The 13,811-nt window shown below is 61.5% G+C and carries 12 protein-coding genes; 9 read left to right on the top strand and 3 right to left on the bottom strand.

The annotated features are described in order from the left end of the window. Window positions 1-40: 40 nt before the first annotated feature. Window positions 41-805: a hypothetical protein gene (locus P9M14_12605; protein MDP8256583.1), complete on the bottom strand. Its 765-nt coding sequence runs from the start codon at window positions 803-805 to the stop codon at window positions 41-43. A gap of 121 nt (window positions 806-926) precedes the next feature. On the opposite strand from P9M14_12605, the gene P9M14_12600 reads away from it, so the two are divergent. After that, window positions 927-1,634: a glycosyltransferase family 2 protein gene (locus tag P9M14_12600; GenBank protein ID MDP8256582.1), complete on the top strand. Its 708-nt coding sequence runs from the start codon at window positions 927-929 to the stop codon at window positions 1,632-1,634. Between the two features lie 10 nt (window positions 1,635-1,644). Here the strand turns inward: P9M14_12600 and P9M14_12595 are convergent, their stop codons facing one another. After that, the gene (locus P9M14_12595; protein ID MDP8256581.1) at window positions 1,645-3,093 is read right to left on the bottom strand and encodes a radical SAM protein; all 1,449 of its coding nucleotides are present in this window, start codon (window positions 3,091-3,093) and stop codon (window positions 1,645-1,647) included. A 4-nt stretch (window positions 3,094-3,097) separates the two neighbouring features. After that, window positions 3,098-4,327 (bottom strand): hypothetical protein, encoded by a 1,230-nt coding sequence (locus P9M14_12590; protein ID MDP8256580.1) that lies wholly within the window; start codon window positions 4,325-4,327, stop codon window positions 3,098-3,100. 217 nt (window positions 4,328-4,544) lie between these two features. Here P9M14_12590 and P9M14_12585 point away from each other — a divergent pair, with 217 nt between their 5' ends. The 8 genes from P9M14_12585 (at window position 4,545) to P9M14_12550 (ending at window position 13,785) form a co-directional block, all read left to right on the top strand. Continuing rightward, a complete protein-coding gene (locus tag P9M14_12585; GenBank protein MDP8256579.1) occupies window positions 4,545-5,723 on the top strand; it encodes an iron-containing alcohol dehydrogenase in 1,179 nt (392 codons plus the stop codon). A gap of 75 nt (window positions 5,724-5,798) precedes the next feature. Next, window positions 5,799-6,212, top strand: a complete 414-nt coding sequence (locus tag P9M14_12580) for an SCP2 sterol-binding domain-containing protein (GenBank protein ID MDP8256578.1) — start codon at window positions 5,799-5,801, stop codon at window positions 6,210-6,212. A 19-nt stretch (window positions 6,213-6,231) separates the two neighbouring features. Next, a complete protein-coding gene (locus tag P9M14_12575) occupies window positions 6,232-8,115 on the top strand; it encodes an aldehyde ferredoxin oxidoreductase family protein (GenBank protein ID MDP8256577.1) in 1,884 nt (627 codons plus the stop codon). A gap of 119 nt (window positions 8,116-8,234) precedes the next feature. Then, window positions 8,235-9,467, top strand: coding sequence for an outer membrane protein transport protein (locus P9M14_12570; protein ID MDP8256576.1), 1,233 nt, complete (start codon window positions 8,235-8,237; stop codon window positions 9,465-9,467). A gap of 35 nt (window positions 9,468-9,502) precedes the next feature. Then, window positions 9,503-11,152, top strand: a complete 1,650-nt coding sequence (locus P9M14_12565) for a methylmalonyl-CoA mutase family protein (GenBank protein MDP8256575.1) — start codon at window positions 9,503-9,505, stop codon at window positions 11,150-11,152. 10 nt (window positions 11,153-11,162) lie between these two features. Beyond that, a complete protein-coding gene (locus tag P9M14_12560) occupies window positions 11,163-11,570 on the top strand; it encodes a cobalamin B12-binding domain-containing protein (GenBank protein ID MDP8256574.1) in 408 nt (135 codons plus the stop codon). 12 nt (window positions 11,571-11,582) lie between these two features. Next, window positions 11,583-12,065 (top strand): hypothetical protein, encoded by a 483-nt coding sequence (locus P9M14_12555; GenBank protein ID MDP8256573.1) that lies wholly within the window; start codon window positions 11,583-11,585, stop codon window positions 12,063-12,065. A gap of 1 nt (window position 12,066) precedes the next feature. After that, the gene (locus P9M14_12550) at window positions 12,067-13,785 is read left to right on the top strand and encodes a GDSL-type esterase/lipase family protein (GenBank protein ID MDP8256572.1); all 1,719 of its coding nucleotides are present in this window, start codon (window positions 12,067-12,069) and stop codon (window positions 13,783-13,785) included. Window positions 13,786-13,811: the final 26 nt, after the last annotated feature.

Genomic DNA, 13,811 nt, shown 5'->3' with positions numbered 1-13,811 from the left:
ACGTGGGGTGGTGATTCGGTAGTTTAACCGGTTGACCCGGTCAGCGTTTATTTTTAAGGGACAGCAGTTGTTGCCGGACTACGCCCTGGATCAGCTTGGGCAGGGACTGGTCGATCTTGCTTTCGATGACGTCCCTGGCGCTGGATACAATGACCTTGCGCAGCTCTTTCTCGGCGTATTTTTCCAGCCACTGGGAGATGATCTGCGATACCTGTTCTTCAACGGCCTTGGTCAGTCGTTGATACTGCTCGGCATTGAGCTGCGTGGCGGCAGGCTCCTGGGACTGCGCGTCCGCAGTCGGGTTGAAGTCCGCTTCAATCCCGGACAGCGGGCTGAAGGTTCCGCCCAATTCCTTGGGAATGATCGATTCGTCGACCATATTTCCGGTGTCAGGGTCGTAGATCTGGTGGTAGATCATCGAGTCGCGGCCTGCCGCGTCGTCGGCGCGGGCCTCCCCGGACTTGAACGAGGTCTCGACCAACTCGCGCAATTGCTCGGCGCGAAACGGTTTTTCAAGCTGATGATCCGCCGCTTCCAACGGCTCCGAGCCCTGGGACTGCAGTACGATCAGCGGGATCGTTTGCAGCTCGGTGTCGGACTTGAGCTGATTGCAGACCTCGAGCATGCGGTCGTTTCCCGAACGCAGGTCACAGATCACTAGGTGCGGCTGATTGCTTCTGCAGGCGGAAACGATCTGCTCACTGCTTTTACACACCACATAGCGCAGGCCATAGCCTGCCAAGCTCAGGCGCACGGCCTGATCAATGGTGCTGCTATGCTGTGCGAGCAGGACGGTCTTACTCAATATAACCCTCAATTAACAGATGCTTGGGCTAAGTATCACGGCGCATTGGAGGTGTCAAGAACGCGGGGGGAGGATCAGGGGTCGCCTTGTAAAGCGCACGGGCGATGGTTAGGATTCGTCGATGGCCGATATCAGCGCTGTTTTCCCGATTTACAACGAGGTCCAGTTGCTCCCGGCGCTGGTGGCTCAGGCGCGCGCAGCGCTGGAGGCCTGCGGCTGCGCTGCGCGGCTGGTGCTGGTTGACGATGGCTCGGACGACGGCTCCACCGAGCTGATTCGCGAGCTGGCTCTGGCCGATCCGCTGATTACGGCCGTACATCATCCGCACAACCGCGGCTACGGCGCGGCGCTGATCAGCGGATTGTCAGCTGCGGATTCGGAGCTGATCATGTTCTCCGACGCTGATCTGCAGTTCGACCTCGCGCAAATCGGTACGCTGCTTGCGGCGCAGCAAAGCGCAGGGGTCGATGTGGTTGTGGGCTATCGCAGCCCGCGGGCCGACCCCTGGCACCGGTTGCTCTACGGCAGGGTTTGGACTGCGATGGTCAACGTACTGCTGCGCGTGCGGGTGCGCGACGTGAACTGTGCTTTCAAGCTGATGACCAGGCAGGCGCGCGACGCATTGCGCCTTGACCAGCTCCAGATCCAGGGACCGGGGATCAACGCCGCGATCTTCCTGCGCTGGAAGCAGGCCGGCCTGGACTGGGTCGAGGTGCCGATCGCCCACCGTCCGCGGCCCAGCGGACTTCAGACCGGCGGATCGGCCGGCGCCATCAGGCGCGGGTTTCGCGAGCTGATGTTGTTGCGCAAGATTTCCAGGAACGGCTGACGCGGAACGGTCAGTCGCCGGAAGGCGCCGAGATTTTACTCTGCTTGCGCCGGTCGCCCAGGAAGCTCAGCAGCGAAAATCCCTTGTCCCACATATAGCGGAAGTCGTCCAATGAGCGGATCGCGAACAGCTTTTGCGCGATAAAGCGCGGCGTGAAGTAGATCTTGCGGTAGAGCTTCTCTTGTAGGGCCACGAGTTGATCGGGCGAGAAGTTTTCGGTGCGCCACTTGGGGATCGTGCGCACGATGTCGTACTCGTTCCAGTCCTCGGTGAACACCAGCTCCTGGTCGTGCATGATGTGGTACAGCTCGGTCCCGGGGTAGGGCACCGCGATGTAGACCAGCACGAAGTCCGGGCGGATGCGCTTTATCAGGGCCAGGGTTTGGTCGAGGTCTTCGATGGTCTCGCTGGGGTGGCTTCCGATCATGATGAAGGCTGATGTGAGAATTCCGGCGCGATGCGCCCAGTCGAAGCCGTCCTCGATTTGCTCGACCGTGATTTGTTTCTTGATCAGTTCGAGCATCCGCGGGCTGCCGGTCTCAACGCCGAAGGCGATCTTTTTGCAGCCCGAGTCGGCCATCATCTTGAGCACCTCGGGATTGACCGAATCCACGCGGCTGTCACAATCCCAGCTTACGCCCAGTTCGCGCAACCCATCGCAGATCGCGGTCAGCCGCTTGTGGCCGTAGGTAAAGGTGTCGTCGTCGATGGTGAAATGCTGGATGCCGTACTGCTCGACGCACTGTCGCACTTCACCAAGTACATGTTCGGCCGAGCGGAAACGCACTTTGTTGCGGTGCGTCACTGCGCTGGCGCAAAAGATGCAATTCATCGGGCATCCGCGGGAGGTGAACAGTTCGGTGATTCGCTGCAACGAGCTGTCCAGGCCCGGCGAGCTCGAGCCCTTGTACAGCTCGAGGTCGATCAGGTCGCGGGCCGGGTAGGGCAGGTCGTCCAGATCGTGGATCAGATCACGCAGCTCGTTGCGCCGGATGGCGCCGTCAATGCGCACTGCGGTGGAGGCGATGTTCTCCAGCGGCAGTCCGTGCTCCAGCGCGTGGATGATCTCGGACATCGTCTGTTCGCCCTCGCCGATGGCGCTGATGTCGAAACTCTCGTATTGCTCCAGGGTGTGCTCGGGGATCGCCGAAACGTGGGGCCCGCCGACCACGACCAACACCTCGGGGTCTTCCTGCTTTGCGATCCGTGCCAACTCCGCCCCCTGAACGATCAACGGGGTCATGCACGAGAAGCCGACGATCTGCGGCTTGAAGCGGCGCATCCGTTCGCGGAAGTCCTCGCTGGGGTGGTCGAGCACGGCGTAGTCCCACAGCTCGACCTCGGCGTCGTTTTCGCGGCGGATGTAGGCGGCGATGCTGGCGATGTTGATCGGGTGCTGAACGATCTCGGAGCCGATGCTCTGGACCGACTCCGGCGGATGGACCAGCGCGACTCTCATCGAATCATCGTCCGGCCACGATCAGCCCGCCGGACTCGGAGCCCGCTTCGGGTTCGGTCTCTTCCGGGGCGTCGAGGGGCCAGCGCGTGAAGATCTTGCTGAACGTGCGCAATGCGAACGGAACCGTGTGCGGCAAACACTCGCCGCTTTCCAGCAGCTCGGCCGTGGCCCGCGCCAAGTTGCGTTGCTCGGGACGGCCCATCAGGTGCAACAGTGCGGCCATGTCGCGAATCCGCTGGATCACGGCCGAACTCTTAAAGAAGTCGTCGATCGCCTTGTTGAGGGTGATACCGATCTGTTCGCGGCGCTGTTGCTCGTCGACCATCAGCTCGCTGTGCTCCAGGTTGTACAGCTTGTGTTCCAGATCCATCACAGCGCTGCGGTCGGGCACGAAATGCTTGAACGGCTCCAGATCGTGCAAGCGGTCGCTGGTTCGCATCACCTCCGCGGCGATTGCGTCGGTAGGCGCGGGGAGCGTCGAGAGCAGCGGGTCGTCGGCCGGAGGCTCGATGCCCGATGAGATCATCGTCAGCGAGGTGATGAAACGATCCGGCGGCTGCCCTATGTCGACGTAACGCCGCAGCAGGTACAACGCGTATGCGGTGGGCGCCTCGGTGATGAAGAACTCGTCGCCCACAGTGATCTCGCGGATCATCTTGCGGTACTCGCTGCGCGAGACCTCGTACATGTCGAAATTGGCCACGCCGCGCTGTGGAGAGAGGATCGCCTGCAGCGTGCGCACGCCGCGCGGATTTTCGCGCGCCAGCCAGACAACGTGCTCGCCCTGACTGTCGGTGGCGCTGACCAGCGAGGGCGGCGCCTCGAGCTTCTCCGGCTCGATCTTCAACGAGCGCCGCTCGCGCCGATCCTCGATCTGGATCCCCTGGGTCTTGAGCGTGTGCGCCAGCCGTTTGATTACCTTGGCCATCGAGCGGTCGGCGTGCGAAAGCCAGGCCTCGAGCATGTCGGCGCGCTTGTAGGCGACCGCCCATTCGAGCAGCCCCTCCTGAAACGGCTCGCTGACCTCGCACAGCACCCCGGCGAGTTCTGTGGAATCCTCGGTAATCAGCTGCCGCAGGCGGTCGAGTGTCGGCAGGAAATCCTCGTCGATCTGCCCGCCGTCCTGCACGTAGAGGTCGAGGTTCTGCTCGAAGTCCTCTACGGTCTCCAGCAGTACCAGCAGCCGACGTGATGCCTGCCGCGACTTGGCGTTGAACTTTACTTCTGAACTCATGGCGGCCGATTGTATCCGCGGCCGCAGCAGCGATCAAGCGATGCCTTACGCTTTCGACTCCAGGCGGCGTGGTGTATCATTGCAGCTCACTTGCTGACAGCGTCAGATTGCGGTCAAGACGGAAATCACAACGCGGTGACTCTGGATTGACACACCCGGATGTGCGTGCTATCAAATTGCTCGCAATCTAGGGCAATAAAACGAAAGGACATCGGTTATGCTGCCGGATTTTTTTGAGTTTTGGCATCCCACCAGGATTGTATACGGACCTGGTCTGGCCAAGGATTTCAGCGCGGAAATCAGCGATTTAAAAATTAAGAGACCATTCGTTGTCACCGATGAAATTCTCTATAAGAAGGTCGGTTTGGTCCAGCCGGTGCTGGACGGGATCACAAGCGGCGGCTTAGAGATCGCCGGTGTGTTCGATCAGGTTCCGCCCAACAGCGAGATCAAGATCGTCAAGCAGATCTGCGATCAGGCGCGCGACGCGCGGGCCGACTCGATTCTGGCGATCGGCGGCGGCAGCGTGATCGACTCGGCCAAGGCCGCGAACATCCTGTTCACCAACGGCGGCGACCTGTTGAACGACTACTCCGGCGCACAAACGTTGACCGAGCCGCTACGGCCGCTGATCGTGATTCCGACCACCGCGGGAACCGGCTCGGAAGTGACGATGGTGGCCGTGATCCTCGACGAGGAGACCCACACCAAGAACAGCTTCGTGGACAAGCACATGCTTCCCAATCTGGCGGTGCTCGATCCGGAGATGACGCTGAGCCTGCCCGCGCAGCTTACGGCGGCCACGGGCATGGATGCGCTGACCCACGCGATGGAGGCCTTCTGGGGTCTGCAGAAGAATCCGGCCTCCGACGCCTTCGCCTCGCAGGCGGTTCGGATGCTGATGGAGTTTCTGCCGATCGCGGTCAGCCAGGGCGACAACCTCGAAGCGCGCAGCAAGGTATTGGTCGCCGCGACCTTTGCCGGCGCGGCTTTCAGCCACTCGATGGTCGGAGTCGTGCACTCGATGGCCCATGCCACCGGCGGCCTCTACGGCGTGCCCCACGGCGTGGCCAACGCGATCCTGCTGCCCTACGGTATGGAGTACAACCTCGAGGAAGTGCCCAAACAGATGAGCGATCTGGCGCAGGTGATGCGGCTGGACACCCATGGCCTGGACGAGATTTCGGCCGCGCGCAAGGCGATCGACGCGGTGCGCGAGCTGCAAGACAAGCTCGCCGCTTCCTCGGGCCTGCCGATCAAGCTTAGCCAGGCCGGTGTACCCGAGGACGGCCTGGAAAAGATCGCGGCAGCTGCTGTAATGGACGGCACGACCTTCTATAACCCTCGCGAGGTCGAGGAGGAAGCGGTGCTCGAGACTCTGAAGGCGGCCTACTAAGAAAAGATCCGAGACGAAGCGAGCCGACCCGGCCCGGCCCGTAAATAAATACAGGACCGACTGGAGGAAATAAAAATGGCATTATTCGACTCAGGCGAGAAATTCGGCGAGGTAATCGGCGGCTTCTTTGACCTCGTGGCCCAGACGCCCGCGGTTGCGGACAAGCTGTTGGCCAGTGGGTTGACCATCCGCTTCAAGTACACCGATCCCGAAGTCAGCGTGTACATCGATTGCTCCGGCGATGCTTTGAGGGTCGTGATCAACGACAACGACTCGCCGGCCCTGGTCGAGATGAGCATGACCTCGGATATCGCGCACAAGTTCTGGTTCGGCAAGGTAAACCTGATGGCCGCGCTGACACGCAAGCAGATGGTGGCCAAGGGCCCGATTCCCAAGATCCTCAAGCTGCTGCCCGCGATCAAGCCGACCTACACGATGTACCCCAAGTACCTCGACGACAACGGATACGGCGAGTTCAACATCTACTGAATTCCACGGGGCTTATCTGATGACATACGGTGGCCACACGGGCAAGGTGCTCAAGGTCGATCTGAGCACGTCCGCAATTGAGACTATCGAGATTCCGACCGAGGTCAGCCGCGAGTACATCGGCGGATCGGGGCTGGGCGTAAAACTATTTTTCGACCTGCTCAATCCCAACTGGGACATCGACCCGCTCGATCCGCGCAATCCGCTGGTGATCATGACCGGACCTCTGACCGGTGTACGGATGAACGCCGTGTGCCGCATCGAGGTGCTGGCCAAGAGCCCGCAGACCGGCGTACTGGGCGAAGCCAACGTCGGCGGTTTCATCGGACCGCAGATCAAGTTCGCCGGCTGGGACGGGATCGTGATCACCGGCGCGTCGGATAAACCTGTAGTGTTGGCGATCGACGACGACCGTGTGCAGATCCGCGACGGATCGGCCTATTGGGGAATGGACACCTACGAGGCCACCGACCGCATCATCGCCGACTATCGGGGCGACTCGAACAAGGGCGGCCAGGTCTTCACCATCGGTCCGGCGGGCGAGAAGCTGCTGCCGATCGCCAACATGGTCAACAACAAGGGGCATCTGGCAGGCCGCGTGGGTTTGGGAGCAGTCTGCGGCTCGAAAAATCTCAAAGCGCTGTGGGTCCGTGGAAGCGGTAAACCCAAGATCGCGCTTCCCGAGCGTTTCGATGTGTTAAAGAAAGAACTAAAGGAACTGTACGACGGCAACATCACCATCGAGGGGCTGCGCGCATTCGGCACTGCGAGCCACATGGACCTGGGAATCATCTCCGGCGACATCCCGATGAAGAATTGGCAGATCAGCGAATGGGACCAGTTCGACGATATCGCCCCCATCGCCTACGGCGACAAGGTGTTGACCGGCAACAAGACCTGTTACAGCTGCTCCGTAGCCTGCAAGCGCGAGGTAGCGGTAGCGGACGGTCCGTTCCAAATGGAGAAGGGGCCCGGCCCGGAGTACGAGACCATGGGCACCTTCGGTACGATGTTGCTCAACCCTTCGATGGAATCGATAGCCAAGGCCAACGAGATCTGCAACCGCGCGGGGATCGACACGATCACCGCCGGCGCGTCCATCGCCTGGGCCATGGAGTGTTTCGAGCGCGGACTGATTGACACCGATACGACCGGCGGCCTCGAGCTTACGTGGGGCAACAGCGAGACGATAATCCAGCTGGCCAAACAGATCGCGGCCGGAAAAGGATTCGGCGCGTTGCTGGCCAAAGGCAGCGCCGCGGCGGCAAAGGAGCTGGGCTTCGGCGAGGACTTCCTGAGCACGGTGCGCGGCCTCGAAGCGCCGATGCACGACCCGCGGTCGGCGCACGGCTACGGCCTGGCCTACGCGGTAAGCAATCGCGGCGCGTGCCACATGAACAGCCTGGAGTATCCGATCGAGGGCGGCGGAATGTACGTGCCCGAGATCGACGATCTTTGCGACGATATCGAAGGATTGACCTCGGTGGGCAAGGCCCAGATGAACATTCACGCTCAGAACTACGGTCAGTTCTTTTCCCATTGCGCGGTGTTCTGCAACCTGGGATCAATGATACTCAACCTGACGCAGGCGTTGGAGATGGTCAACGCGGTAACAGGTTTCGAGTACACCCAGGAAGAGATCCTCGAGCTCGGTGAAAGATTGTGGTACTTAAAGCGCGGCCTGACCAATCTGTTCGGCAGCGGCAGCGAGGACGACAAGCTGAGCAAGCGGATGATGACGCCGATCCAGGATGGACCGACCGAGGGCTCGGCTCCGGACATGGAGCTGATGCTCAAAGAGTTCTACGAGCTGCGGGCTATTAACGAAAAGGGCTGGCCGGCGCGGGATAGACTAATCCACCACAAACTGAAATACTTGGCGGACGCGCTTTACGGCAGCTGATGAGATAGCAAATCGGAGTAACAGGGGGAAGCTGGGGGATGAGGCGAGGGAGATCCGCGTGGCATTGTATTATCTTGCTCGGAGCGTTGGCGGCAATTTTAGCATTGCCCGCAGCCTCCTTGGCTTCCGGTTTCTATCAGCCTGACATCGGGGCCAAGGCGGTGGGACGCGGTGCGGCGATGGCCGTGCGCGCCGACGATCTGACCTGCATCTGGCACAATCCGGCCGGCCTGACCAAAATCAAGGGCACCAATCTTTATGTCTCGAGCAAATTCGACATGTACAAGATTTGGTACCAGCGCGAGCCGTACGGTGAGTTCGTAACTAACCGTAACCCGCTTGACCCGATCCCCTTCGGCGCGTTATCCACAGACTTCCACCTCAAGCATTGGACCTTCGCCTTCGGCGCCTACGGACCTCCGGGGGTCACGGCACGCTATCCCGAGGAATCGCTGGGCGGAGTCAGCGGAACAGTTGAGACGACGACCGTGGCTATCTATTACACGCTGGCAGCGGGCTGGCAGCCACTGAGCTGGCTGCGGCTGGGAGCCTGCGGCCAACTGGTTTCATTCGGCAAGAACGACCACTACTCGGTATCGCTGCTCGGCGACAAGCTGCCGGCCTACAACGTCATCGCCAACTTCGTGGCTAAAGACGACTGGAACCCGGGCTACATGGCGGGAATTTTGATCCAGCCTTTGCCCTGGCTCGAGTTCGGCGGAAGCTACCTTCCCGATTACAATCTGGTGCTCTCCGGTTTCATCGAGGCCGAACTGCCCGAGCCCTACGCCTCGTTCGTCGGCATGGATGTCTACAAGGACGACATCTCGGTCGAGATAACCTTCCCGCAACAGGTGCGCTTCGGCGTGCGCTTCATCCCGCTTCCCAAGTGGGACCTGGAGTTCGACGCGGTCTGGATCGAGTGGAGCAAGGTCGAGGGCTACCCGGTCGACCTGGATAAAGAGGAGCTGCTCGCCGACTTCTTCATGCCATGCTACTGGAAAGACACCTGGAGCCTGCGGACCGGAACCCAATACGACTACTCCAAAAACTTCAGCATGCGCTGCGGCTATTTTTTCGACCAAGGGGCAGTGCCCGAGGAGACCACGGGACTTGGCGGGCCGGACACGGACAAGCACGGAGCCTGCGGCGGATTCACAATCAACTATTGGGGCTTCAGCCTCGACTTCGCCTACGCGCATCTGTTCATGGCCGAGCGCGAGGTGGCCAAGGTCCTGCCGGGCAACTCGCTGGGCGACGGCCGCGGTTATTACAAGAACGCTTACGACTACATGGAGATCGGCTTCAACATCAACTTTGAGGACGTTTACCACGTGTTCCACGGCAAATGACGCTGAGCCGAAATCCAGTAGCGGACTTTGAATCAATGAAAAAGAAACAGCAATGGATTCAGCGGGTCTATCGGCCCGAAGATGAGAATCCCAAGAAACGCGATTTTCGTTTTACGACCACCTCCGACCTCGAGGTCGATCCGATCTACGGGCCGGACGAGATGGCCGATTTCGACCCGGCCGAAAAGCTCGGTTGGCCCGGGGAGTATCCCTACACCCGCGGCGTGCAGCCCACGATGTACCGCGGCCGACTGTGGACCATGCGGCAGTTCGCCGGGTTCGGCTCGGCGCGCGAGACCAACGAGCGCTTCCATTTCCTGCTGCGGCAGGGGCAGACCGGGCTCTCGGTGGCATTCGACTTCCCCACGCTCTACGGTCACGACAGCGACGATCCGATGAGCGCCGGCGAGGTCGGGCGTTGCGGCGTGGCGATCGACACGCTACGCGACATGGAGGTGCTGTTCAACGGCATCCCGCTGGATAAAGTTACGACCAGCATGACGATCAACCCGCCGGCAGCGATCCTGCTGTGCATGTACATGGCCGTGGCCCAAAAGCAGGGCGTGAGCTGGGACAAGATCGGCGGCACGATCCAGAACGACATGTTCAAGGAGTACATCGCGCAAAAGACCTGGATCTTTCCGCCCCGGCCGAGCATCAAGATCATCACCGACATCATTGCCTTCTGCTCCGAGCACGTTCCGCGCTGGAACACGATCAGCATCTCGGGCTACCACATCCGCGAGGCGGGCAGCACTGCGGTGCAGGAGTTGGCCTTCACCCTGGCCGACGGCATCGGCTACGTGCAGGCCTGCGTGGACGCCGGACTCGACGTCGACAGCTTCGCCCCGCGGTTGAGTTTCTTTTTCAACGCTCACAACGACCTGTTCGAGGAGATCGCCAAATACCGCGCGGCGCGACGCATCTGGTCGCGGGTGATGCGCGAACGGTTCGGCGCGCGTGACCCGCGTTCGTGGATGTTGCGTTTCCACACCCAAACCGCGGGCTGCTCGCTGGCCGCACAGCAGCCGCTGAATAACATCGTGCGCACCACGATCCAGGCGCTGGCAGCTGTAATGGGCGGGACCCAGAGCCTGCATACCAACAGCCTGGACGAGACCTACGCCCTGCCCACCGAGGAGGCGGTCACCGTGGCGTTGCGCACCCAGCAGATCATCGCCGAGGAGTCCGGCGCGGCCAACATCATCGATCCGCTGGCCGGCAGCTACGCGGTGGAGGCGTTGACCGACAAGCTCGAGAGCGAGGCCATGGCCTACATCGAGCGCATCGACGAGATGGGCGGAATCATCGCCGCGATCGAGTCGGGCTATCCCCAGCGCGAGATCGCGGACGCGGCGATCCACTACCAGCGGCAGCTCGACGCCGGGATTAAAACCATGGTCGGCGTCAACAAGTACGTGCATGACCAGGAAGCGCCGATCCAGACGCTGAAGATCGATCCGCAGGTTGAGCGCGAACAGGTGGCGGCATTGCAAAAGGTGCGCAACGAGCGCGACGCCGCGGTTTGCGACAAGGCCCTCGAGGAGCTGACCCGCGCGGCGCGCAACGACGAGAATATCGTGCCCCACATCTTGGACTGCGTCAGGGCCTACGCCAGCGAGGGCGAGATCATCGGAGCGTTAAAACCGGTCTACGGCGAATACGTTGACCCGGCCTATCTCTAAGGAGCCAGTCATGGAACGCAAGATCCGCATCCTGATCGCCAAGCCCGGGCTCGACGGCCACGACCGCGGGGCCAAGGTTGTGGCCCGCGCACTGCGCGATGAGGGGTTTGAGGTGATTTACACCGGGCTGCATCAGACTCCCGAGATGATCGTTGGCGCCGCGATTCAGGAGGACGTAGACGTGATCGGGCTCTCAATACTATCCGGAGCCCACATGACGCTCTTCCCGCGGGTGCTCGAGCTGATGAAGCACGACAAGCTCGACGACGTGATGCTCTTCGGCGGAGGGATCATCCCTAACGAAGATATCGAACAGCTCAAGCAGCTGGGCGTCCGCGAAATTTTCACGCCCGGCACCAAGATCGAGAGCATCGCCAAGTTCATCAGGGAGAACGCCCCTCAACGTTCCGATAGTTAACGCCCTCAATCGATGAATAATCCGGTCCGGGCGGCAGTCGCGTGCTTTGTTTGCGGGGCGCTGCTGGGATTGGCCGCCGCGTTCCTGGTCTCTCCGACCGACAGACCGCCGGGCGAGCTGCTGGCGATGGCGCGCGAGCTGCTGCAAGTCGGCGAAGCCCAAGATGCGCTAAGCGTCGCGCGTCATGTGCAACACAACCCCCTTGGACTACAAGACCCGCGTGAGGCCGATGCGGTGAAGGCCCGGGCCCTGGCCGAGCTGCAACGCTGCGACGAGGCGCTGGAGCTGCTCGACGCCACTGTGGCCCAGCGGGAACAGACGCCCCGTCTGCGCGCAGACTACCTGCTGGTCAGGCAGCAGTGCGCGTTGCAGCAGGGGCGCATGGATCTGGCGCTGGAGCTGATGCAGCAGATCGTCGACGAGCAGGCCGGACGTCCGGCCGCGGCCCGGGCCAGGGCGTTATTCCAGGCTGCCCTCGAACGAGACGGGCGCTGAAATGGAACTGACGACGGCGGGCTCCGGAGGTACGCAGCTCGCGCGTCTGGCGCGCGGAATGCTCGGCGCACTGTTGATGCCTTTTGCCCTGGCGGGCGGCTATCTCGCGGCATTGGCAACCCTTGTCTATTGGCCCGCGGATCCGCTGCTGCTGCGCGCCACTCCCGGAGTAAACGAGTTCGTCATCCAACGCCTGTTCCCCGTGCTGCTGCTCTGCGGCGGTGCGTTGTTCGCGGACGCGGCGCTGTGCACTGTGTTGCGACGGCAGGCCCTGGCTGCTCTGCGTCTATTGACCTACATCGTGTTCCTGGCGGTCGGCGCGCTGGCCGTGTATTTCGACGTGCCGATGGAGCTGGTCTGGGCCGGGCTGCTGCTTTACGTAGTACCGCTACGAGTAGGGCAGGAGCTGTTGAGCAACGTAGCGCGGCCTGTGCAGGATGCGACAAAGCCAGGAACGCGACCGTTGACCGTGGCCGCCGTGATCGTGCTCGCGGGACTGTGTTCGACGTTGGTGGCGGTCGATCGGGTGCTGACATGGCCGCTGATCGCCTGGATCTTTTCGTTCGCATTTCTGAGCCTGCTGCTGGGCACGCGAGGCAGGGGGCGCGCCGGCCTGTTAAACGCACTGGTCTTTTTACCGCTGGTGCTCAGCGTTCCGGCGGTGATTATTTTGCATGCGAACATTTTGCTCTACCTCGGGCTGCTGCTCGGCGTTCTGCTGGCAATGCAGGCGCTGCTGATTTTACCGAGGATCAGGTTCGCCAACCTACTGTTGTTCACACTGGCGTTCGGCGGCCTGTTGACGGCCGAGGCCGTTGTCCGCGCCAGTCCGCTACAGGCCATTGCAAAGCCGCGGGGTCTGACCGCCGACATGCTCGAGGACCAGCGCCTGGGTTGGCTGCCGCTGGACATCAACCAGCGGATCTATCTGTGGGATTTGCAGGAACGCGCGGAGAAGATCGAGATCGAAAGCAGGGCAGGGGACGAGCGCATGGTGATCCTCTGTCTGGGCGGAAGCAGCACCGAGGGGCACGACGTTGCACCCAAAGCGCGCTGGACCCGGCAGCTTGAGCAGCGGTTGATCGAATCCGGGGTCAACGCACAGGTGATCAACAGCGGGGTTAGCGGCTGGACCAGCTACCAACTGATGGTGATGTTCCGCGACGTGGGCCGCGACCTGGAACCGGAGTTGGTGATCGTCTACACCGGGAACAACGACTACGAGCAGTCCCGCCGCGGAGTGATGACCCAGCGTCAGTGGTTCGAGACCTACGGCGGAGCGTCCGATCCGCAGCAGGTACGCATGATCGCCTCAATGCAGCGGCTGTTAGCGCGTTCGTCGCTGTATAACATCGCCGTGCGGCTGGCGATTCTGGCCCGGCTGAAATTTCGCGAGCAGTTGGTCAATTCGCCTGAAGAGTACTTTCGCAACCTCGACGAGCTGGCCGACGAAATCGAAAATCGCGGTGGCCGTATCGTATTTGTGGCCGAGGCCACCACGCAGCACACGCAGGCCTTCGACCTGACCATGGAAGAGGTGGCGCGCAAACACTCGGCCCCGTTTTTGCTAATTGAGCCGCTGCTGCTGGCCGACCATCACTGGGAAGAGTTGTTCCAGACCTACTGCCACTACAACGAGTACGGCAGCGCGGTGATGGCCCGGTTGCTGGCGCAGTATCTGGTCGAGAACGGTTTGGTCGGACAGTCGGCGCAGCAATGAAAAAACGGGGCGCCCGGAAGGGACGC

The organism is Candidatus Alcyoniella australis, from assembly GCA_030765605.1.
GTDB lineage: Bacteria > Lernaellota > Lernaellaia > JAVCCG01 > Alcyoniellaceae > Alcyoniella > Alcyoniella australis.
Note: the sequence above shows the minus strand (reverse complement) of the source record. Positions and strands in the feature narration are given on the sequence as shown.

Coding starts and splice junctions, on each gene's coding strand:
- P9M14_12555 (MDP8256573.1), top strand. CDS start 11,583: ATGAATAATCCGGTCCGGGCGGCAGTCGCGTGCTTTGTTTGCGGGGCG.
- P9M14_12590 (MDP8256580.1), bottom strand. CDS start 4,327: ATGAGTTCAGAAGTAAAGTTCAACGCCAAGTCGCGGCAGGCATCACGT.
- P9M14_12565 (MDP8256575.1), top strand. CDS start 9,503: ATGAAAAAGAAACAGCAATGGATTCAGCGGGTCTATCGGCCCGAAGAT.
- P9M14_12600 (MDP8256582.1), top strand. CDS start 927: ATGGCCGATATCAGCGCTGTTTTCCCGATTTACAACGAGGTCCAGTTG.
- P9M14_12580 (MDP8256578.1), top strand. CDS start 5,799: ATGGCATTATTCGACTCAGGCGAGAAATTCGGCGAGGTAATCGGCGGC.
- P9M14_12575 (MDP8256577.1), top strand. CDS start 6,232: ATGACATACGGTGGCCACACGGGCAAGGTGCTCAAGGTCGATCTGAGC.
- P9M14_12595 (MDP8256581.1), bottom strand. CDS start 3,093: ATGAGAGTCGCGCTGGTCCATCCGCCGGAGTCGGTCCAGAGCATCGGC.
- P9M14_12560 (MDP8256574.1), top strand. CDS start 11,163: ATGGAACGCAAGATCCGCATCCTGATCGCCAAGCCCGGGCTCGACGGC.
- P9M14_12550 (MDP8256572.1), top strand. CDS start 12,067: ATGGAACTGACGACGGCGGGCTCCGGAGGTACGCAGCTCGCGCGTCTG.
- P9M14_12585 (MDP8256579.1), top strand. CDS start 4,545: ATGCTGCCGGATTTTTTTGAGTTTTGGCATCCCACCAGGATTGTATAC.